Origin of the sequence: Chryseobacterium sp. SIMBA_029 (assembly GCF_046535275.1) — a bacterium.
In the GTDB taxonomy this organism is placed as follows: Bacteria; Bacteroidota; Bacteroidia; order Flavobacteriales; family Weeksellaceae; genus Chryseobacterium.
Map to the genome: position 1 here is coordinate 1 of NZ_JAWRXA010000005.1, position 22,905 is coordinate 22,905.

The 22,905-nt window shown below is 37.3% G+C and carries 18 protein-coding genes and 1 pseudogene; 3 read left to right on the forward strand and 16 right to left on the reverse strand.

The features are described from left to right. The 15 genes and pseudogenes from SB679_RS09950 to SB679_RS10020 all read right to left on the reverse strand — a co-directional run. A pseudogene (locus SB679_RS09950) lies at nucleotides 1-950 on the reverse strand (T9SS C-terminal target domain-containing protein); the annotation flags it as partial. A gap of 263 nt (nucleotides 951-1,213) precedes the next feature. After that, the gene (locus SB679_RS09955) at nucleotides 1,214-2,827 is read right to left on the reverse strand and encodes a Na+/H+ antiporter (RefSeq protein WP_410702104.1); all 1,614 of its coding nucleotides are present in this window, start codon (nucleotides 2,825-2,827) and stop codon (nucleotides 1,214-1,216) included. 79 nt (nucleotides 2,828-2,906) lie between these two features. Further along, entirely contained in the window at nucleotides 2,907-3,911 is a 1,005-nt protein-coding gene (locus SB679_RS09960) for a bestrophin family protein (protein ID WP_410702105.1), read from the reverse strand. A 70-nt stretch (nucleotides 3,912-3,981) separates the two neighbouring features. After that, nucleotides 3,982-4,659, reverse strand: a complete 678-nt coding sequence (locus SB679_RS09965; RefSeq protein ID WP_410702106.1) for a DUF2490 domain-containing protein — start codon at nucleotides 4,657-4,659, stop codon at nucleotides 3,982-3,984. A gap of 122 nt (nucleotides 4,660-4,781) precedes the next feature. After that, nucleotides 4,782-5,174, reverse strand: coding sequence for a DUF1398 domain-containing protein (locus tag SB679_RS09970; protein ID WP_410702107.1), 393 nt, complete (start codon nucleotides 5,172-5,174; stop codon nucleotides 4,782-4,784). A gap of 140 nt (nucleotides 5,175-5,314) precedes the next feature. Further along, entirely contained in the window at nucleotides 5,315-5,764 is a 450-nt protein-coding gene (locus tag SB679_RS09975) for a VOC family protein (RefSeq protein WP_410702108.1), read from the reverse strand. A gap of 40 nt (nucleotides 5,765-5,804) precedes the next feature. Beyond that, the gene (locus SB679_RS09980; RefSeq protein ID WP_410702109.1) at nucleotides 5,805-6,347 is read right to left on the reverse strand and encodes an SRPBCC family protein; all 543 of its coding nucleotides are present in this window, start codon (nucleotides 6,345-6,347) and stop codon (nucleotides 5,805-5,807) included. A 15-nt stretch (nucleotides 6,348-6,362) separates the two neighbouring features. Further along, nucleotides 6,363-6,734: a VOC family protein gene (locus tag SB679_RS09985; RefSeq protein WP_410702110.1), complete on the reverse strand. Its 372-nt coding sequence runs from the start codon at nucleotides 6,732-6,734 to the stop codon at nucleotides 6,363-6,365. A 408-nt stretch (nucleotides 6,735-7,142) separates the two neighbouring features. Beyond that, a complete protein-coding gene (locus SB679_RS09990) occupies nucleotides 7,143-7,613 on the reverse strand; it encodes a hypothetical protein (RefSeq protein WP_410702111.1) in 471 nt (156 codons plus the stop codon). Nucleotides 7,614-7,624: 11 nt separating this feature from the next. Further along, the gene (locus tag SB679_RS09995) at nucleotides 7,625-8,080 is read right to left on the reverse strand and encodes a DUF1569 domain-containing protein (protein WP_410702112.1); all 456 of its coding nucleotides are present in this window, start codon (nucleotides 8,078-8,080) and stop codon (nucleotides 7,625-7,627) included. Nucleotides 8,081-8,288: 208 nt separating this feature from the next. Further along, on the reverse strand, nucleotides 8,289-9,491 hold the full coding sequence (locus tag SB679_RS10000) for an ABC transporter permease (RefSeq protein ID WP_410702113.1): 1,203 nt from the start codon (nucleotides 9,489-9,491) through the stop codon (nucleotides 8,289-8,291). A gap of 68 nt (nucleotides 9,492-9,559) precedes the next feature. Beyond that, nucleotides 9,560-10,516, reverse strand: coding sequence for an HlyD family secretion protein (locus SB679_RS10005; RefSeq protein WP_410702114.1), 957 nt, complete (start codon nucleotides 10,514-10,516; stop codon nucleotides 9,560-9,562). Between the two features lie 17 nt (nucleotides 10,517-10,533). Beyond that, nucleotides 10,534-11,943 carry a TolC family protein gene (locus SB679_RS10010; RefSeq protein WP_410702115.1) on the reverse strand — a complete coding sequence of 470 codons (1,410 nt, stop codon included), beginning with the start codon at nucleotides 11,941-11,943 and terminating at the stop codon, nucleotides 10,534-10,536. Nucleotides 11,944-12,189: 246 nt separating this feature from the next. Continuing rightward, the gene (eco, locus tag SB679_RS10015; RefSeq protein WP_410702116.1) at nucleotides 12,190-12,678 is read right to left on the reverse strand and encodes a serine protease inhibitor ecotin; all 489 of its coding nucleotides are present in this window, start codon (nucleotides 12,676-12,678) and stop codon (nucleotides 12,190-12,192) included. Between the two features lie 46 nt (nucleotides 12,679-12,724). Beyond that, nucleotides 12,725-18,589 carry an alpha-2-macroglobulin family protein gene (locus tag SB679_RS10020; protein WP_410702117.1) on the reverse strand — a complete coding sequence of 1,955 codons (5,865 nt, stop codon included), beginning with the start codon at nucleotides 18,587-18,589 and terminating at the stop codon, nucleotides 12,725-12,727. A gap of 18 nt (nucleotides 18,590-18,607) precedes the next feature. Between SB679_RS10020 and SB679_RS10025 the strand changes: the two genes are divergently transcribed. From SB679_RS10025 to SB679_RS10035, 3 genes are all read left to right on the forward strand, one after another. Beyond that, on the forward strand, nucleotides 18,608-19,363 hold the full coding sequence (locus tag SB679_RS10025; protein WP_410702118.1) for a hypothetical protein: 756 nt from the start codon (nucleotides 18,608-18,610) through the stop codon (nucleotides 19,361-19,363). A gap of 3 nt (nucleotides 19,364-19,366) precedes the next feature. After that, nucleotides 19,367-20,470, forward strand: coding sequence for a DNA replication/repair protein RecF (recF, locus tag SB679_RS10030; protein ID WP_410702119.1), 1,104 nt, complete (start codon nucleotides 19,367-19,369; stop codon nucleotides 20,468-20,470). Nucleotides 20,471-20,589: 119 nt separating this feature from the next. Beyond that, complete coding sequence (locus SB679_RS10035) at nucleotides 20,590-20,886, forward strand: hypothetical protein (RefSeq protein ID WP_410702120.1); 297 nt, start codon at nucleotides 20,590-20,592, stop codon at nucleotides 20,884-20,886. Here the strand turns inward: SB679_RS10035 and SB679_RS10040 are convergent. Continuing rightward, nucleotides 20,864-22,894, reverse strand: a complete 2,031-nt coding sequence (locus SB679_RS10040; RefSeq protein WP_410702121.1) for a recombinase — start codon at nucleotides 22,892-22,894, stop codon at nucleotides 20,864-20,866. The two genes, SB679_RS10035 and SB679_RS10040, sit on opposite strands and share 23 nt — an antisense overlap. Between the last annotated feature and the right edge of the window lie 11 nt (nucleotides 22,895-22,905).

Here is a 22,905-nt window from a genome sequence, read left to right on the forward strand (position 1 = left end):
TTATTTCCTGATCTTTCGGATCTTGATTCACCACCGATGATGTATCCATTTGATGTCAGGGCTAAGGTTCTCAAATGATCATCTCCTTTTCCACCGTAATTTTTTTCCCATTCAACTTTCCCATCTTTATTGAGTTTGATGATCCAGTAATCACCCTCGCCTTCATTGTTGGTGGTTTTTTGTACAGTGGCAAAATTTCGGGTGTCAGGTGTATTGCCCACTTCTGTACTTGGTACATTGGATGTTTTACCTGGTACTGCTGAACTTCTTGAATAAACTCCAAGTAATGCTCCGCCGTCTTTTGTCGGAATCATTTTCTCTACTTCATCAAGTCCTTTTCCTCCCAGAATCAATTGGGAGAGTTCTTTTCCGTTTTTGTCTAATTTTATAATCAGAACATCTTTGGAACCGTAACCTCTGGCTGAGTTTTGTACGTTTCCGGTCACAAAAAATCCTAAATCAGTAGTTTGAATAACGGATCTTGCTTCTTCGTCGGAAGAACTTCCCAATGTTTTCTGCCAAAGCTCATCTCCGAATTCATTGATCCGGATCAGCCAGATGTCAGAACCTCCTTTGGAATCTTCTTTTTTATCTAATCCTTTTCCTGAATACGAAGTTCCAGCCAGAAGAAATCCTCCTTCTTGAGTGGCTACAGAAGCAGATAAGAAGTCGTGATTATTCCCTGAGAAATATTTTTCCCAGACCTGGTCACCTTGCTCGTTCAGTTTGACTAAATGAAAATCGTACCCGTTGTTTTGGGCATTATCGGTAGAAAGTTTTTTAGATTGTATTGAACTTCCTGTAATAAGGTATTGTTGATCGATAGTAGTGGTTACCTGGCTTAAGAAGTCCTGTGTGGAGGATTTAATATCTTTTTGCCACAATACTTCCTGGGCAGATATACCCAAGACTGTGCACATTGAAAGTACACTCGTGTAGAGTTTTCTCATCTATTGTGTGTTTTAAGTTTAATGCTAGCTTTTATTATATTTTCGCAAATTTAACTTTTATTAAGAGTTAAACAAACTTAATTTATAACATTTAATATTTATTTCATTAATTGTTCATTATAATGATAATACAAATATATTTCTACACAACGACAAAACGTGACGTATTATAACTATAAATGAATATTATTTTTTACAAAAAAATACCCCGGACATTAGCATGTCCGGGGTACTTATATAATTATTTCTAGTTCAGTTAAAAATTAACTGTGTGAGAATCCTGTGATTTTGGCTTCATCAAAATCCAGCTGCATTTCGATGGTTCGCATCACGTGATCATCAAATATCTTTTCACGCTTCATACGGTGAAGTTCATTTCTCTGTGCCTGGATAACCTGGCGCAGGACATCTTTATTTTCGTTCATTGCTGAGACATAATCTCCCGTTGAAGCCATGCATTGAGCTTTATCAGCCATCATCATCATTTCGTTTTCCAGTTTATGCTTTTGATGGCGTACCAGGCTGTTTTTTTCTGCAAGTTCAGAAAAGTCGGTATCCAGTTTCTGTAAAGCAGTTTCTTTTAATTTACGCATAAGAATCACTTCCTGCTTTTCTTCAGGGAGTTCACTTCCTGCATCATTGATTTTTAAGAACTTCAAGATCGGGCTTAATAATAAACCTTGCCCTACCAGCGTAATCAATATAATAACAAATGTGACGAATAAGATGATATTACGGTGGGGAAATGCATCACCATTCGGTAAAAATGCAGGAATTGAAAGAGCTGCAGCCAGTGAAACCACTCCCCTCATTGCCGCAAAACTGATGATAAAAGGCTCCCGCCAGTCAGGTTTCGGAACTTTTAACCGTAATTCTTTGGAACAGATCCTTGGAAAATACATCAAAGCATAACTGTATATAATTCTTGTAAGAATAATGGCGCCACCAATAACCACACTATAAAAAATCCCTTCCGAAATCGTATAATCCTTCATGGCAGCCACTACCACCGGCAGTTCAAGCCCAATAAGGATAAAGATGATGGTATTCATCAAGAATATTAAAACACTCCATACATTTCCCGACTGTATTCTTGAGGTGTGACTCAGATAACAATGTGAATTGTATGACATCAGCAATCCTCCCGCTACTACCGACAATACTCCCGAAAAATGAAAATGTTCCGCTCCCACATACATAATGTAAGGAACGATAAGCGTAATCACGGTATCAATATTAGAGTTGGAAGGAATTATTCTTAGCAACGCGCCAAATAACAAACCTACCCCCACTCCTAATGCTACTCCACCAATAGCCATCGTAACAAAATCCTGAACAGCATCCCGGAAAACAAACTGTCCGGAAATCACCGCTGCCAAGGCAAATTTAAATACAATTAAACTGGAAGCATCATTAATAAGGCTTTCCCCTTCCAGAATACTTGTAATTTTTTTCGGAATCTTCATATGTTTCAACACAGAGGTTGCTGCTACAGCATCCGGTGGAGAATTCACACCTCCCAGCAAAAATCCCATGGCAACCGTAAGCCCAGGAATAATCGATGAGGAAAGATAAGCGACCACTATTGAAGTTAAAAATACCAGTCCGAAGGCCATCGAAAAGATTTGTTTCCTCCATTTATGAAAATCCTGCCATGAGGTAAACCAGGCAGCCTCAAATAAAATCGGAGGCAGGAAAATAAGGAATACCAGATCCGGCTCTATTTCAATATGCGGCATTCCCGGAATAAAACTGATTAACAGACCTGCTATCACCAGAAAAATAGGATAAGCAACCTTCAGTTTTTGTCCAATCATCACCAATATCATCACAGACAAAAGCACTGCGATTGATATTATAACATAACTGTGAATCATTTATTTAGTTTTTAATGTTAATTGATTGTTTTTGAGTGAATCATTTTTAATTTCCTCTTTCCTTTTCTCAATTTCTCTGTTAAAGAACAATATTATTCTTCGGCACTACTGCGGGAGGAAGATCCGGTTCGTCCAGCATATCCCTCATATCAATCTCAATGGTACGGCTGATCTGGGTAATGGGAACATCATTTGGACTGCCTTCAAAAGGATTCATGGAAGATTCTCCCACCGTATCCAATGTATGGAAACACCAGGTAACCAAAAGTGAAAATGGAATATTAAACCATAGTGTATACCCTTCCAGCATCGTTCCGTCACCGAGTTTATCAAGCTCTTTAATCAGTCCAAAAGGCACCGAAATAATAAATATCAGGAGAAGATAGGTTGCGATGGAAGAGAAATTTCTTGGATAAGGAAAATTCTTAATTCTTTCTGCCTTTCCCTGATTATCCGTAAATTTTACCAGCTGCTGGTTGATTTGTGTCCATTGAAAATCGTTGATTTCTCCTTTTGCATAGGCTTCAGACAAGGCTTTGCTTTGAATTGCTGTAAGCTGTGTGGCTCTATTTTTTTTACTCAGGACATATTGAAGTTCTGATGCTGGCAAATACTTTTTCAGTTCATCTTCCAATTTGGAAAGTCTTTCCGGGATTTCATATTTCTTTGAATACTCATCAAACTGTGCCGTATCCATATTCTCCCAGGCCCTGGACTCACGGAGCTGAAACCTCAATGCAGTAAGCCATGCATAATGACGAAGAAACATCTCTTTTACCTTATCTGCATTTTTTTCGGAAAGAGAATCTCTCAAAATATATCCGAAACTTCTGCTCTCATTAATAATCGCCCCGTAGATTTGCCTCGCTTCCCAAAGTCTGGCATAACTCGCGTTATTTTTAAAACCAACAATAAAAGCAACGGCAGTTCCCATAATAGCGATGGGCTGCCAGGGAATGGAAATAAATTTCCAGCCCAAAAAATACAATACGGTCGGAATAGCCGATAATATTGTCAAGATATAAATACTGCGCCTTGTCCATATTGCGAACTCGAGTGCTCCAAATTTTTTTCCTGAATGCATACTGTGTCTTATTTTTGTTTTCGTGTATTTTTTATAACCTCATTGCCATGATCAATATAAAGATTTGAATTTAGTTTTTGGTAAACGGAATATTATTATAAAAACCAATCTGAATCTGCCCGCGGTTTTTATTTTCCTGGATCTGATTCATATATCCTGCTTCGATTCTCATATTTTTATTGATCACATATCCAAGTGCTCCATACACCCTGTTTCTATCGAAAGTTGGACTGTTGAGATTAAGAAATATCTCATTATACGCTGAAGCATACAGCGCTTTTGGCAGCATTTCTTTTTGAGTAATCGGAATATTTACCCCAAGCATATACCGAAATCTCATTCTGAAATCATCCTGGAGAAAACGTTCCTCCAACCGATAGCGGTGCTGCAGATTAAAACGTCCGAATTTCTGTTTTGTAATAAACTGCTGGAAAATGCGGTGTTCAATATTTTCTTTTTTTTCTCCGTTTACGTAAGGCCGGCTCAAAATGAATCCATATCCTAATAAAACATTGTTGTTATTTTCTGTAAGATCGTAACCAATCCCTGTGCGGATTAACAGCTGTTCTAAATCTCCGATTGCATCAAAATTCCGGTACTGAATCTCATTATGCCAGTTCAGTTTTTTGTTGATCTTGTTATTTCCAAAATACATATACCAGGCGCCTACATCATTTTTCTGAGCAAATGAAAAGGTTGCTCCCAAGCAAAACAAAGTGAAAACCAGCTTCGTAAAAATCTTTTTCATATCTTTTGATTACTATTATCTATCGTATTTAACAAAAATAATACTTTAAATCAATAATAGCAAATCCTATTTTCTGATCAAAAATCAAAAAATAGGACTAAAACAAGACTCTTATTCTACTCTTAACCCGGAATCTGTTCTATTAAAATTTCATTTCCTTTTTTATCAAAATAGATGCAATTCATCGTATCCAAATCCATCTTCCAACCTTCAACACCGCTTTCTGCACAGTCGTTGCAAAAGGTAAGATAATCTGTACCACCCTGCTGATGAAGTTTTAATCTTGATTTAAAATTACTGAGATTTACCGATTCACTAATCGTCAATCGATCATATTTACTTCCTGTATCTGCCGATTCGTTTTCCGCGTCGGCATATTCAATATTTCCGTCTGCCACATAAGCTGTGTAATGGGAAACTCCTAATTTTTTGATGGCCTGAATGTATGCCGGAAAGTCTGCACCGCTTTTTACTTTTTGGTGCTCTGCTTTAATTTCATCAATGGTAAATTTCATTTGTCTTTTATTTTTTTTAATGTGTAATGTGTTGATGTTCCAAAAGTAAAAATTCCGGAATGCAAATGTATTATAAAATAAAAACCGACAGATTACCTGCCGGTTTATTGTAACTATATGTCGTATACAAAATATGAATGTTATGGATGCTGCTGCGCCTTTGCAGGATCATCATAGTTCACCATCCATCCGATGCCGAATTGATCGGTAAACATTCCAAAATAGGCACCCCAGAAAGTATCTGATAACGGCATGGTTACCTGTCCTCCGGCAGAAAGCCCGTTGAATAATTTTTCTGCTTCTTCCTTAGAATCTGCATTGATAGAAATAGAGAAATTATTTCCTGCCTGATAACGGGAAGACCATTCTCCACCGGTATCACTTCCCATTAATATGGTTTCTTTGGAGATCGGAAGAGAAACGTGCATAATTTTGTCTTTATCTTCTTCAGAAGTTTCTTTTCCTTCCATCGGAGGCATTTCTCCAAAAGTTCCGATGTAAGGGTATTCTCCACCGAAAACTGATTTATAAAAATCAAATGCCTGTTTGCAATTTCCATCGAACGTTAAATAAGCGTTTACTGTTGCCATAAAGTGTTTTTTTAAGTGTTTTTAATTATTTTTATCATGATTAAGGTCTCTCCGCGATTTCTTTTAATTTCGAAAGCCCTTTCTGATAGTCTTTTCCCACAGAGCTTTCCATGTCCATAAACACCTTCATTAAGGTAAAAGGATAAGGAATTTCTGATGTGAATCCCCATGTCACCTTACTTCCACTTCCTTCCGGAACTACCTTCACATACGCGTTGGCAGAACTTTCATAAGGCGGTGCATAGGTAATGGATGTATCGATTCTTTTGTTTTCTGCATCTAATTTGGTGAGCTCCTGACAGCCTTTTACCGCTGCATTTTTACTGCTTGTCCAGCACATTTTTTCACCCGGCTGCCCAGTTGTGCCCGACCAGTCTTTTTTCATTCCCGTATCAGCATCATTCTTAGGATTCCAGGTATCTATTGCTTTTAACGTATTAGTATACTGCCAGACTTTCTCTGCCGGAGCATTGATAGAAATAGATTTTTCATATTGACATTTTCCGGAAACAAAAGCGGCAATAACAAGCCAGAGAATAAGTACGGAGCCAAGAACAATGATAATTCCTCTTAAAACTTTCATAAATAGGTATCGAAATTATCGGTGTTGGTCTATTAAAATCATATTTCCATCCGGATCTTTCAGGAAGATGTGTTCCGGACCTGAAGTTGTTTCATCTGCTTCTTTATCAAGCATAATTCCATTTTCCTTTAGATGTTTCTGAATATCTCTTACATCCTCAAAATCCTCCAGATTCTGGGCATTTTCATCCCAGCCCGGATTGAAGGTAAGCATATTTCCGTCGAACATAGCCTGAAACAGCCCAATCAGGGTACTTCCGTTTTTCATGATTAAATAATTCTGTGCTGCACTTCCAGCCATCACGCTGAAACCCAGCTTTTCATAAAAATCTTTAGATTTCTGAAGGTCTTTTACACTCAGGCTGAGTGAAAATGCTCCTAATTTCATATGTAATTTTTTATATATAAATTAAAAATTTAAACTACAAAAGTAGTCTGTTTAGTTTAAACCACCCCGTCAAATCTTTGATTTGCCACCCCTCTGAAAGAGGGGAATGTGATTCTACCAATTAAGGTTGATGAACCTATTCTCTTACTATTCTTAAAAACTTAAAAAATCCTTAATGGTTATTATTTTTAACTCTCGCAGATCATGCAAATTGAGCTGATTTTTCTTTTATAATCATAAAAGAATCTTTGTTTTTTTAAGTCACGTGTACTTTTATGCAGTATAAGTTGACTTATAAACCTCTAAGCATTTAAAAACTTTGTGACTTTTGTGGTTCAATATATAATCACAGATTTCTCAGATTGACACAGATGATTCTTTTAAACTTGTGCAGATTATTCAATATGATTATTGATTTTTGAAGCGCGTTTTGAAATCCAGACTGGCATCATAGCTTTTCCAATCACCGGTAAATTCAATATTCTGGGCTTCTATTTTTTCGGTTTTCTTATTCCATTTGAAGATATAGGTGAATTTCCCTTTGAAAAGTCCGGAATGTTTTCCTTTATTTTCTTCTGCCAGTTCATAATCTCCGAATACCACCCCTCTTTTCCCGGAATCTTTATATTTCGTGATGGTTAATTTGCCTTCAAACTTCGTGTAGGTTTTATCAACAAGAGAGTATCCAGCAATAAAGTATTCCTGATCATTTTTTTTATTCTGTTCAGAAATATTGATTTTAAGTTTTAGTTCCTGCCCTTTGTTGCCAATCGTTCCCGTGTAAGGTTTGCTGTTATTAAGCCAGACATTGGAAATATCAGGCATTTGTGCACATACAAAGTTGGAGATCAGAATGAGGAATACAATAATTTTTTTCATAAGGTTTACCGTTAAACGCCAAATTGCGACAGGTGATGATTCAGGTGTTTGGCAAACATATTATTCCACTCATTTGAGTTTAATTTTCCAAAGGAAAAAGATTCTTTACCATCAAAAGCAGGAGCTCCCAACTGTTGGGTTTTTTGGATAAAACCGATCAGCCTTTTCTTTTCTTCATTAAAATCTTTTCTTCCGCTAATAAGAAACTGAGGTGCCGTAGGAGAATTTCTAGGGTATGCTTTTTCGCTAACGACTTTAGATTTCACGAAATTTTTTAAAATAAACTTGGCAATTGATCCCGGTTTTTTATGTTTTTCAGGCTCATATACCATTTCATAGGTAATACAGCAATGTGCCAGCATCTGATCAACCGTCATTTTACCCCACAGGCCATGTGTATCTTCAATAAGCTTATTTATTCTATCTATGTAATTCTGAGCATCTTTTGCTTCAAATACGTTTTCCATAATGTGTTAAATTGTCTACACACAAATATATTAGTTTTTTTCTTTTGATTTTCTAATCTTTTAAAAAAACGAGGTATTAATTGCAAATTTCTAAATGCATCAGGAGTCCCGAAGATTGGAAATAAACGATTGAAAAAGGATAAATAGTTTTTTTACTGTTGACATAAAAATTATGATAACCGTGTCAAATTAAAAGGAAACAGGCTTTCTATATTTCTTCGAATTCGTTATCAGCATTTTCTTCTATGGGCTTTACATACCTGAATATAAGCCAAAGTTTAATTTTAAGGGCAATCCATCCGATAATCGCATAGATAACCAACAAAATACTCAAATGCCTCAGATAGGGAAAGGTAAGTTCTACAGAACCTTTTTGAATCAGTAAAATTTTAAAAGCCTGTAAAAATGGGGTCAGAGGAATAATATTCGCAATAAACTGTACAAAAGCAGGCATTGCACTCAAAGGCCATGTAAATCCGCTGATAATAAATGCAGGAGAAGCGATCACCATCAGTATCTGTGTTGCCTTCAGGGCATCCGGAATTAATATACTGATAAAGACCCCTAAAAAGGATACTGAGCCGACAAAAACCGCGGTCAGAAGAATGAAATTAAAAATCCCTTCCGGCATTGGAACTCTGAATATCATGTGCATGAAATAGTAAATTCCAACAATAAGAATAGAGAATACCCAAATTGGAATGACTTTGATGAGCATGGTTGGAAATGCCCATCTTTTCATTTTAACATATTCTTTCACAAAAGATCCTCCCTGGAATTCAGCAGCAAAACTTACTGCCATGGCGAGCAAAATCACCTGCTGCAGCACAACAGCGAGCATAGCAGGCCACATAAAAATGAGGTAATTTCCTGTGGTATTAAAAAGGGTAATATAATTGGCTTTGAACGGTTCATATTGGGTAGCTGCTTTTACCGCTGGCATTCCAGCTTTTTGCAGTGCTTTAATGGATACTCCGGCCGAAAAAGTTCCTATGGTAAGCTGCAGCGCCTTGGAAGCAAAATTAGCAGTCAATACGTTTCCGGTATTCACATATACATTAAGCTCGGGATATTTTTTCTGCAGTATTCCTGCTTCAAATTTTGAAGGAATAATAACTACAGCCGCTGCTTCATGCCTGATCACTTCATCTTTAATACTGAAAGGTTCCTGAACATACCGGATGACTTTTACGCTTTTATTATCTTCCAGCATTTCTGTAAGCTGGCTCGAAAGAGGCGTATTATCACGGTCAATCACCAGAATAGGTGTGTTTTCAACTTTTCCGGTTTTGTAAACGAAACCCAATAAGGTGGCATAAAATACCGGAGCCAGAAAGAATACGGTTCTTAAGGTAGAATTGCCGATAAACATCTTGAATTCACGTTGTAAAAGTCGGAAAAATTCTTTCATAAGTAGTTGAAATTAGGTAATGGAAACATCTTGAAAAAGTCTTATGTCTGGAATCTGAAATATCCTATCTATTTAAGGATAACATTTGCATTGACCAGAATATTTTTAGCTTTATTCATATCGGCAGGTTTTACTTTAATTTCATATACGGCGTCCTGCAGCTGATAATCGGGATAGGCAGTGGTAATGTCTGCATACCTTGTCAATTGTTTGATGTAGACGATGTTTCCTTCCAGGTTTTCTTTATTATAAACTACCTGCATGTTCACCGTCTGTCCTTTTTTGTATTTTGAAATTCTGCTTTCCGGAACGGTAAATCTGAAATAGGTACTTTCAGGGATATACCCATTAAATAAGGCAAAACCTGCTGTAGCAAGTTCCCCGGTATTTAAACTGATGGTTTCTATTTCCATATCGTTGGTTGCAATGATATACCTTTCGGAATACGCTACATTGGCTTCCTGCAAAGCTCCCTTGGCCTGCGATGCCTGCCCGGCTGCCATTTCCACTTTCTCTACACGCGTGCCTCTTTTTACATCATCAAGCTCTGCAACTACGGCATCATACTGTGCTTTTGCTCCCTGCATTTTAGCATATACCTCATCATAAGCCTGTGGAGACATTAAACTGTCGCGGTACATGTTATTTGCTCTCCTAAAGGATTTCTGGGCAAATTCGTATTGTTCTTTTAAGCCTTTATATTTGGCATGAAGCTGTCTCAACTGGTCTGCAGTAGCTCCATTTTTGGCCATCTGCTCCTGTGCTGTCGCAGCACTTACAGCGCCCTGAGCCTGTGCAATTTTTGCAGAAACTTCCGGTACGTCAAGCTGTGCCAGTGTATCGCCTTTTTTCACGGTCTGTCCTTCTGAAACATATATTTTCACAATCCTGCCGGTTACTTTCGGGGCAAAAGAGATAACGTCTTTTTTTGTTTTGCCTTCAGAATCATTGAGGTTTTCTTTTTTATTATTACAACTACCCAGCAACAACAGAACAGCAAATACGAGAGATATATTTTTGTGCATCATTTTAAATTTTAAGATTAATACAATTTGGCAATATTCAGTTCCTGAGTAGATCTCATCAGTTCTATTCCTGCTCTTCTCTGGTTGAAAATTGCATTTTGATATTCAAGTTCTACAATTTCCAGATCATTTTCTGCATCAATAAGCTGAGAAGATTTGCTGAGTCCGTATCTGAATTCTTTTTCCGCCTGAACGAGCGCATTTTTTGCCAGTTCTTTTTCTTTCGCCTTCAAGGTGATTTGTGCGCTTGCGATATCATAATTGGTCTGGTTATTAGCCAGGTTCAATGTAAGTTTTTTCAATGCGTCTTCTTTCTGATTCTGCAAAATTTCTTTCCCTATTTTTGCGGTTTCTTCGGCATGCTTTCCTTCTTTTCCATCGAAGATTTCCCATTTAAAGCCTATTCCTGCGGTAAGTAGAGGGAGAATATTGATATTGGTCGGTCTCCAGTCGAGTTTTGCACCACCATATCCCAATGCGGGAACGGCCGGTATAATATTATCTGAAGTTTTAATTCTGCTTCCATACAGTCCGATATAATAAGCGGATGCCATCAGCTGTACTTTGGGAATCATCCAGGTTCTTTCTGCTTTTATTTTATAATCGGCAGCGGTAATTCCGTGTTCTAATGCCCTGATTTCGGCCCTCTGTTCGATTCCTTTTTCTGCAGAAAGCAGTTCTACAGGTGATAGCACAGGATCAATTATTCTGAGGCGTTCTTTATTGATACCTGTTAAAATATAAAGTTGGGTGAGAAGCAGTTCTTTTTTACCTTCATATTCTACCATCTTGGCATCCAATGTCGCCTGGGCGAGCTCAATTTTTTTATGGTCGTAAGGGGTAATTAAACCGTAGCCTAATGCTTTATCTGCTGTTTTACGGTTGATATCAAGTCTTTTTTTGCTTTCATCCAATACTTTTTTAGACTGATGAACCAATGCAAGCTGGTCATAGGCTTTGGAAATACTGGCTACGACCTCATCTCTTGTTTTTTCGAGAAGAATATCTTCAGACATTTTTTTCTCTTCAATGGCCTTTTTCAGGTATTTCACTTTCCCGCCTGAATATACCAGCATTTTGGCATCTGCTTTTGCAATTCCGGAAAAACCTGATACGTTCAGGTTATTGTTGAAACTTCCTTCTGGAATATTGATGAAAGGTCTGAGATTGATTTCCGGAGAGGTCAGCCGTATGGTACCGTTTAGATAACCCGCCTGCCCACTGAGTTCCAGTGTGGGGAGAAAAATGTCTTTCAGTTTGTGTTCATCAAGATCGGTCAGCTTATTTTGGGTAATCTGCATTTTGAGGTCGGAATCCCGAACCATGGCACTGTCTAAAAGTTCTTTGAAGTCCGGCGCAGATTGTGCCCATCCGAAGACAGGAAGCGCGATAAAACCAAGCGTAAAAATCAATAAATTGTTTTTCATGGTTCTTGTTTATAACAAATATAGTGCAAAAAGGGGTTATTTCATAGAAGAAAAGCCACGAAACAGTGAATTTAAAAAACGTTTATCATACGTTTAACGTAAACACTCTATTCATTATTGTTTTAAAGAAATCTTTTAAGTTTTATTTAAATTTAAAAAAGTTGATTTTTTTCTTTGTTTAAAGCTTAAATAAGAAAAAAACTCCCCACAAATGCGGGGAGTTTCGTATATAAATAAGGGTTCAGACTATTTTTGAACGGCCTTCTTCATTGCTGCGTCAGAACGTAAAATTCTATAACGAACTTCAAGGTCTTTCGGAACATAGAATACTAATGGCAGTTTGCTGTTGTATCTTACAATTTGCGGCTGCAGGGTTACAAACTTTTTGGTCTTTTTCTGATCAAGACAAGCCATAAGGGTACCTCCTGTTTCGCCTTTAGATTCTACTTCGTAATAATTATATCCCCATCCCTGAAGATCCTGAGCTTTTACATCTCCTATCAGAAAGTACTTATTACAGTCGAGCATTTTTTCTGCTCCTACAAAGAACTCAACCTTTAAATCATCTTCATTTTTTGCTACCGGAAGCTGAATATACACCTGCTTGTATCCGTCTTTCGCTTTAGGAAACATTTCAATCTGTAGTTTTTCAAACTTTTCTGCTTTCTTTTGCGCGAAAGCATTTACTCCTACCAACATTACCAATCCAGTAATTAAAGTTTTTGAAAATTTCATTTTGTTTTATTTTTAAAAATTTTTACTACAACCCTATAGCCAAAAATCATTCCACAATCTGAATATTGGTGCCTTTTGTATGAGCATTCATCTGCGGTGCATAGTAGTTTTGTATCGTTGTAATCCCATTAGAGAATTTTCCGGATGCATTAGCTACGTAATCATATTCAAATACATATTTGCCTTTTGGCATAGATTGAATATAGAAATTGGTGGAAGCATCTTTAGTTGACTGATAGTAGCCTAAATTGTTTTTCCACTGGTATCCGGACAATACATCTACCGGTTCAAAACCTGCTGCACGCATATCTTTAATATGAATAAATTCCATAGCTCTGTCAGTATTAAGGATCATTCTTACGGTTACCTTATCTCCTACTTTTAACGGAGTTTCCGGTGAAATTTTCTGAAGTTCTTCCCCGTTTACGGTTTTCACTTTTTTATACAGTTCTTTGGTCACAGAGATGTAGTTTTCAGAAGATTTTATTTTATCCAGATCTTCATAATACTGCCAGAATAATCCACCCTGAACAATCCCCGGACCTGGTTTCGTAACGGTAACTGTTGCTAAGTTTTTATCTATGGTTTCAGTTTTTACCGTTGATTTTACATATCCCGTTGCCTGGGTTTGAGGATTCAATTCTTTTCCTCCCCAAACAATGGTTGCTTTATCGCTTTCCGAGCCCGTCCATGATTTCCCTGAATTCAGGATCGTAAAGATCACTTCTGCAGTTCCTCTTGAACTTCCCCATGAGTTTACTTCTTTCTGGGTCACCAGCCAGATTTTCATATCTTCAATCATTTTCTGATCGTTTGGTTTCAGGGTATTGAATGCCTCCAATGCTCCGGCATGGTTAACTACTTTGGAACTGAACCATCCCCAGTCATTCAGATTCTGCTTCCAGTATACTCCTTGTGTTTTGGTATCTGTGGAAGTTTCTTTCAGGTAGGTCATCAGTTTATCGGAAGTAGTTTTCAATCCGTAATCGTTCATCAGTAAGGCTGCACGGTGTAGTCCAAAGAACGTAAAATCGGTAGCCTTAATAGTTTTAGCTTGCTCTTTTACCAGGGTTTTCAGCGTTGCTCCTTTTCCTTGTAACGGATATTGTTTTTCCCAGTAATTTCGGGTGTTAAGATAATCCAGGGTCCAGTTGTTCCAGACATTCTTTTTCTTCACATCCCAATATCTATTAATCTCATTATCGACATACTGTACCAACTTGGCCACCATTTCATTCTGGGCTGAACTCTGATAGTCTTTTGCATTATCTTTTAGCCAAAGATTGATTTTCCCTAAATTCTTAAGAATATACAATGAAACTCCATAAGAACTTGGATATCCGGAATACCATGAGAAACCACCGTCAGGATTTTGCAGCTTTTTGAAATCATCCCAATCCTGGTTGATAGAATTTTTCATAGTATTGGCATCAAATAACAAGGCCAGTTTCTGCATCTGCTCGCCTTCATTTTTACTTTCCAGCACCCATGGTGTTTCTTCCAGTAATAATTGTTTCAGTTCCTGATTTTTTTCAAGATTTGAATTCAGTAATCCTTTGCTTTGGTATTCTTCAAAAACCGTTTTCATTTTTGGATTGGCCTTAAATATTTCTGAAGCCAAAACATCTGCAAACCACTTATTAAAGATCACATCTGCAGAACTGTTCTGGTCGTTTTTCAGACTTGGAAGGGCAAACATGATTTCCCAGATCGGGTTGGTGGTCAGTTCAAGGGTATTGGAAACATTGGAAACCGTAGCAGAGTTTGTATTCTGAAGGTTATCCAGTACAAATGTTTTGGTTTCGCCTTCTTTTACAAATACCGGAACGGCATCGGTTACCAGCATACGGTTCGGCAGAATAGCGACTGCTTTTTGTTCTCCATCGGAATATGCTCCTGCTTTGGCAACGACTTTTAAAATAATCGATGAAACATTGTTTGGAACTTTCACCTTCCATGTTAGTGCAGAATTTCCGTTTTCATTAAGGTCAAAATTCTGCGTAGCTGCATTAAGTCCAAATTGAGAAGAAATGTCTTCATTAGTGAACGCATCCAGGATCTGCAGGTTGGCAGAACCGTTTAATTTTTTACTGGTTAAGTTGGATAGTTTTGACTGTAAGTTCAGCTCATCCCCTTCTCTTAAAAATCTTGGATAGTTCGGTGTTACCGAAAACTCTTTCTGGGTAACGACCTGTTTTTCCAAAGTGGCAGCACGAGCATCTTTGGTATGTGCCAGGAATAGTAATTTCCATTTTGTTAAGGCTTCTGGAGAAGTGAATTCAAAGCTTACATTTCCTTCTGCATCTGTTTTTAAATCCGGATAGAAAAATGCTGTTTCATTAAGATTTTGGCGTATAGGTACATTGCTCAAAACAGTATCAGTTGGTGGCAGGCTTTCTACTTTAGGAGCCTTCAAAGGTTCTGGAACAACATTTTGAATAATTTCATATTTATCTTCGGCATAAACGGCTTCACTATTTCGAGCCATCTTAGCTTGGGCAGCAACCGGTGCTGGTTTTTGTAGGCCTGAAACTCTTCCTCTTATCAGCATTTCCGCACCTCCCAGACTGCCATCAAACCAATTAAACTGAGGTACCTCAACAGAAGTCCCGTCCAGATATTGCAATCTTTTCTGATAATATTTCTGAAGAAGATTCTGTCTGATATCATAAGAAGTTACGATTGCATATGGATAGTACAAATTCTGCCAGCTGAAGCTGTTTGAGGCAAACTGATCCAACGACATATCGTACATATTGGCCAATACTTCGGCATTGATTTTTTCTTTATCATTACCAGCTACTTTTACGGTCCATTTTTCTTTCATATTCGGTTCCAGCTTATCTCTGAAAGTAACGGTTTCAATGGTCAGCGGCTGTTCTGCTGCTTTAATTTTCAAATTAACAGATTGTGTCTGTACATCATTGAATGCCACTACCTGAAACTGGATATTCAGAGTTGATACACTTTTATCTTTCGGAATATCTGCGGTATATTCCAATACTCCGTTTTTAAACTTCTGAACTGTTGAAACTGTTTTTCCGGATCCATCCTGTACGAATACATTAACCGATGCATCAGGAATGGCAGAATACACATACACTTTAGCCTTTTCTCCTCTAGAAAACTCATTTTTAGGTTCTATCACCGTAAGGAATGGTTTCTGGTAAGATGGTAAAGAATTTTTGTTCCAAACACTAAAGTTTTGTGAAGATTTTATGGTGTCTTTCCCTTCGATATTATACAATTCCAACTGATAATCTCCGGCGCTCAGTTTTCCAAGATCAAGGTTTTCTGACGGCTGCTGCACTCTGTCGAAAAGCACTTTTTCAACTTTCCAGTTTTTCAGTTCTTCATTTTTATCAAATATATCGTGCGGGAATTTACTGATGAATTCTTCTTTTGAATATTTCGGCAGATTCTGTACTTCAGATTTGAAGTTATCTCTGAAAATCCGGTTAGGAGTTTCCAGTTTTGACAGTTTCGCCTGATATGTTTTTTTCAGATCCTGCTCATTGTAATTTTTGGTTTCTACTTTTAGCTTTACATTTTCATCGGCAAAAACAGTATTGATGGCATCTGCTTTTATATAATGAGAAACAGAAGCTACTTTCAGCTGTGTATTTCCGGTTTGTGTTTCGCCATTAATATCGGTAACGGAAGCATTAATATCATAATTATCAATCTGGATACCCTCCAGTTTTTCATCTTTTTTAAGGTCTAAACGGATAACGAATTCTCCCTTTTCATTGGTTTTGGCTTCTCCCAATATTGAGTTTTCATTATCATTGCCTTGTGGATACCACCAGAAATATCTCCAACGGATATTGTGTTTTTTAATTTCATACTGTACGGTAGTATTGCTTAATGCAACTCCGGAGAACATCATGGCTTTCCCTTTCAGTTCAATGGTTTGACCATATTTGTATTCGTCTTTTACAGGATCGAAAGTAACTTCGAATTTCGGTCTCTTATACTCTTCTACTCTGATATCTTTATATCCTTCTCCTTCATTGGTCTGCAGGTAGAAAGTTCCATTTAATTGACCTTTTGGCAGGATAAAACTTCCATGGTAAGATCCAAATTCATTGGTCGTGAAATTCTGAGAAGACACTTCCTGGCCATTGGCATCTATTAGCGTTATTTTCTGGCTGATTCCTGATGCTACGGATTCTACCTCTTTATCAATTTTCGTGTTGATTGTTTTAAAATAAACTGTCTGTCCCGGTCGGTAGATCGCCCGGTCTGTAAAGATCTGTGCTTTGGTACGGTTTTGCTTATTGGGATTGTATTCTTCTGCGTTTCGGTCATTTCCATATATCTGCATGATCTGGAAATCATTGGATTTCGGTTGCTGGATTAAGAAATTCCTGTAATAGTCGGTGCTTTTAGTTTCGGGAAGCTTGAAAACTCCGTTTTCATTGGTTTTGCCGTCTACTTTATTTAAGGATTTTCCGGAAACAAATTCATAGAAGGTAATATTTTCATTAGCAGCAGACTTTCCGTTTTCGCTGTTCACCAGTTTCAGTTCATTGGAAAGCTGATTCCTGTCTGTTTTAGTTTGATAAATAATGGTATTTGCGGACACCAAAAAGTAAAAATTCTGTCGGGAATTTTCGTCTTTGGCATCTGCACCGGCTACAGAGTATTCTGCAAGATAAATTCCTGACGTAAGAGGTTTAATTTCCAAAGAAGTTTTATGAAGCTGATAATCTTTAGGATCAGAAAGCTGATACGTTTCTTTTCTTACCAGATTCTTTTTTATTTTACTGAAAGTGTCCCCATAAGAATTCTGGATGTATTGCATCGCTGAAGCATAATCCTCCTTTACTTCATAAATGTTGATTGAAAATTCTGAAACATTCTTATATTCTGCCACCAAATGAATCGGCAGATTACTCTGAGTCTTCGGTTCATATTTAAGAGTCAGATAAGGATTTAAGATTTGATTTTCCGTGTTTTTAATATTGGCGATAAAAGGAGATTTTGGGTATTGCATTTTTGCCTGAGCCGCAACCGCCAACGCTTCTTTATCTTTCTTTTTCCCGGTAAGTTCATTCATGATTTCTTCCATGATTATTACCTTATAATCGCCTTCAACATTAGATTTCACAAGATTCTGAAGCTGTTCGATCTTATCTTTGCACTGATTGAAATTACAGTTTTCATTCAGCTTTTCGTTCATGAAAAACAACTTGGAATTCCCGCTGTTCATTGTGATCAGCTCATCATATATTGTATTGATTTTAGTTCTGTTTTCCGTAAGTTCATTTTTCGTAAAAAGATTATTATCGGATAGAAAGCTTACTTTTTTCAGGGAATACCAGTCGAGCAATGTTGGGAAGTATGCCACATCTTTGGTATTAGTAAAAACATCGCTGTATTTTTTCAGCGCCACATTTTTCATATCCTGCTTCTGCTGATCAAGCTCCTGAAAGCTTTTGGTAAGATAATTTTTAAAATCAAGCTTACTCCAGGTCTCTAGCTGTGAAACATCCTGTGAATTGAGATTGGTTCTGCCATTGACTTTCCAGGAATTCTGATTGTAATAATCCATGAAAAAACCTTGCAGCAAAACGCTGTATACCAATTTTTCTTCTCCTTTCAAATGGCTGTCTGCACTTTGAAGTTTAGTGAAAAACTGGGAAGCGGCATTATTCTGATCATCATCCTGGGTTTGGTTGACGATACTGAATTCTGCTTTCAGAGAACGGATGAGCTGCAGTGCATTATTTTCTTTCATAGCCTGTTTTTGTATGTCTAAAACAATTGGAAGATTAGATTTAAAAGTACCTTTCTTACTGTTTTCTGCTATTTTTTTCCATTGGTCGTCGTAGTATTTCTGGGCGAAGACCGCTGAAAAGTTGAGCATTAACAGCAAAAGCATAAAAATCTTGGAAAATCTTTTCATATATGTTATTTTTGATAAATGAATTTCTTAAAAATACTCAAAAAATCCGTTATAGACAGTCAAGTTTACGTATCCTTAACGGGAACTCTTTTTGCAGTATTCTTCATGGAAGAGCAAAACACATTCCGTTTCCCTTCTGTAGCTTTGATCTTCATTACTTATTTTAGCGGTTATCTGTACACTAAATACCAGTATACACGGCACTTTTTTAAAATTCTGGTCTTAAATGCCATCGCCGGAGTTATCTGTGCAATGCTGATCATCCATAATCATAATGAGATACGACTGCTGAAGTGGTTTATCATCGTGGTATTAGGACTGCTGTACAACAGTTTTTTCCTGGATGTTTATATCCGTAAAATACCTTTATTAAAAGTTTTTTACGTTGGATTGGTCTGGGCACTCGTCAACTGCTGGCTGACCTTACCGGAATTCAATCTTCCTATTTTCCTGATCAGTTTCTTTTTTATCACGGCGCTGGTCCTTCCGTTTGACATCCGGGATATGAAAAGTGATACGGTACAGACCTTTCCCAGGTTAATTGGCATTCAAAACACAAAATACATTGCCTATCTGCTGGTTTTTGTAAGCAATATTCTATCTGCACTTTATTTAAAGCCGTCGTATTCTCTGGCATTTTTTTTATCAGGAATTATCACTTATATTCTTATTTATTTCTCTGAAAATAAAAGAGATGACGCCTACTTTTCATTCGGTATTGAAACTTGTTCTGCACTTCCTTTTTTATTTCTACTAATAATGGAGTATTTTTGACGAATGATTATCAAGAAGCTTTCTTTATATAATTTCAAGAACCATTCAGAAAAAAAGTTCGAATTTTCTCCGCAGATCAATTGTTTTGTAGGAAATAACGGTGCCGGAAAAACCAATATCCTGGATGCGATGCATTATCTGTCCGTGGGAAAGAGTTTTTTAGGAAACCGCGATTTCAACAACATCAAAAAAGATGAAGATTTTTTCACGATTGATGCTGAGATCCAAAATGAAGACAGCGAGGATATCATTAAAATTTCTCAGCCTAAAGAGGGAAAAAAACTTGTAAAAAAGAATGATAAAAGCTATGATCGCCTTTCTGATCATATCGGATATTTACCGAGTGTCATGATTTCGCCTTATGATTCCAACTTAATTTCAGATTCCGGAGAAAGCAGAAGGAAATTTCTGGATTCAATGATCTCACAGACCGATTCTGGTTACCTTTTTGATCTTATTCAGTATCAGAAAACAATTCAGCAGCGAAATGCGTTGTTGAAATATTTTGCTAAAAACAGGGTTTGGGATAAGGATTCTCTGGATATTTACAATGATCCTATTACCCGTTTCGGAACAAAGATTTTTGAGAAAAGAAAAGATTTTGTAGAGCAGTTGAATCCTATTGTTCAGAATTTCTATACTATTATTTCCGGCGGAAAAGAATCGGTTTCGGTTTATTATCAGGCAGATTTAGCGGAAGGTTACGATCCAACTTACCCTGAAACTGCTTTTCAGGAGCTTTTGGCTCAAAGTGTAGAAAGAGACCGTATGCTGACCTATACTTCAAAGGGAATCCATAAGGATGATCTTTTGTTTGAAATGGACAACACGCTCATTAAAAAAATAGGTTCACAAGGACAACAGAAATCGTTCCTGATCTCTTTAAAACTGGCCCAAATGAGCCTCATCAAAGAACTAACGCACAAAACCCCTATTCTTCTGTTAGATGATATTTTTGATAAGCTGGATGACAACCGCGTCTCTCAGCTCATTGAACTCGTTAATCAGGAGAATTTCGGACAGATCTTTATTACGGACACGCATAAAGAACGTACTGAAAGTGTAGTGAAAAAAATTAATGAGGAAAGTATTATTTTTGAGGTGTAAGATGCTAGATAGCAGATTATAGATTTCAGACGTCAGATTTTAGATTTTAGATTTAGAATTACAACCGGATATTAAAATTACAGAATAGACTATTAGATTATTCCCTTGTGTAAAGCCCCATGAAGAAGAAAAAAAAACGTGAATATCAGTCATCAGATCTTGTGAAATCCTTTGCCAGAATCCATGGATTTGAAGATAAGCTGGTTGCTTTTGAAATTAAAGATTTCCTTGAAGACTATCTGGATGAAAGCCTTTTCAATGAGATTCAAAGTGTGAATATTGAACACCATATTGTGATCATTAGAATCAATTCTCCTTTGCTGAAGAATGATTTTAAGATGCGTAAAAGTTTTTATCTGAAAAAATTTCAGGACAAGTTCGGTATAGAAAAATTTAATGATCTTCAGATTTTGTAGAAATCGTACTGTTCATTAAGTCATCCGCTTTTTTATCAAGACCGGAACTCAGCGGAAAGAAAAATTTAAAAGGATGCTTTCTGAAGTATCTGAAAATTTCTTTATAAATCTCACTTACCTGCCCAAAGTTCATCTTTCTGGATCTGAAGGCCAAAAACATAGACAGTGAAAAACTTACCAGGAAGTTGAAGAATCCTATTAAGAACACGGTAAAGAAAGAAATCCAGAACGTATAAGAATCTACGGAAAAGTCTTTTCCATACAATCCTAACGCGAAATTCCCTGCAGCGAAGGTAATGTGCCTGATATCCAGATCAAGGCCAAAAAACAGCCCTACAGGCGCCGTAGCCCCCAGGAAAACTCCGAACCAGAAGTTGGAAACAATACCCGGCCAATTTTTAGCATAATATTTAGACAAACCTTTCGCAAATTTCTTTCCTAAAAAGTTTCTGATCGGAAGGTTTTTAGCAATCCTTTCCGGAATCTGATAAAACACAGAATTGTTTCCGATATTCCCTGAGATAATCCCTGATATAAAAAGATAAAAACCGGCAATACTTGCGTGGAGAATAGCTTTTGATTTAAAGGGATCTAAGTCCATCAGTAATTTATCAGATCTTTCTACCGCTAAGTTTTGGGAGAAAAATACATCCAGTCCATAAATGATCGCCAGAGCAATCGGAAAGGAAAGCAGGACATTCCCTACAAAGGCAATAAACTGGCTTCGGAACAGCTTTGAAACAAGGTGGGCAAATTCTGTATTATTTCTTTTATTATTTCCTTCTTCGGCCAATACTTTAGTCATGGTAGCCGCTGTCATAGCTGGTTGTTTGGTCGCCAGCGTGAATCCCATCAGGTAAATCATTACAAATCCCATCGCATAATTCATCGAATATAAAAACGCATGGGAGAAATCACTTCCGGGAATATAGCCGTACAGCATTTTCAGTACACAGAGTGCTCCTACGATGATTCCGCCGCCACTGGCTTTGTAGAACATCGTCATGTATTCTTTCCGGGTTGAGGTAATGTAATGGGTACCGGTTTCTGCGGTATGATTGGTAATCAGGTGGGAGATCAGACGGGTACTGTCGTTGATCAGGTCTGCAATATTATTTTTATGTGATTTATACCTTACGATATTAAAAATCAACTGTTTAGATTTGATAATAATATCTTCTTCACTATCAATTACCAGCAGCTGAACGATTTCATAAATCCTCTCGGTCTGTTGGCGGATCTTCAGCAGTGACTGGTTAATTTTCCCGGAAATTCCATATTTGGCGGAATTTTTAAACGCTATGTTTACAAATTCCTGACAGTGCTCTGCATAAATCTTGATCTGTTTATAGCGGCTGTCTTTCGAATGAAGCTGTAAATAAGGATTTTTCTCTAACTCCTCAGCCAGCGCTTCCAGTTCATTCTGGAGTGCCAGAAACGGATTGTCAAAATTACGGTATTCGGGAGCCATTCTGACTACCTCAACTTCCATAGCCATCCCGGTTGCCCGCCAGGAAAGGATATTCATGGAGAAAATAAGTTCTTTCTTTACGGCAGGACTGGTGATAAAATCTGCAATTCCTAAAAGCGTCAGAAATTCATTCACTTCATTCTCGGGAAGATTGTGCAGGTATTTCAGATCTTTGTTAGGCCTTAAGCTTACGTTATCGATCATGTACCACACTGTATTTTCATTTTCTACAGGCGGCAGGATTTTATTCAGTATTCTTTTTTTAAGCTCAGGAAAAAAGGCATTTTCCGAGAGAATATTGGCTTCCGTTAATGATAAATTAAAGGGTCTTCCGTCAAAAATATTCTGCAGATACAGTTTAAAGTTTTCCGTATACCCTGGATTACTTCTGAAAAAATTCAGAACATCCGTAAAATCGCTCCTTTTAATGCTTTCTATAAACTCTGCAAAGGGTTCCAAAGAGCGTGTTTCATTCTTAAAAGAGAAATATTTTTTAAGAACGGATTCAAAATTTGTACTTGAAGTAAAGAATTTCATTAGTACAAAGA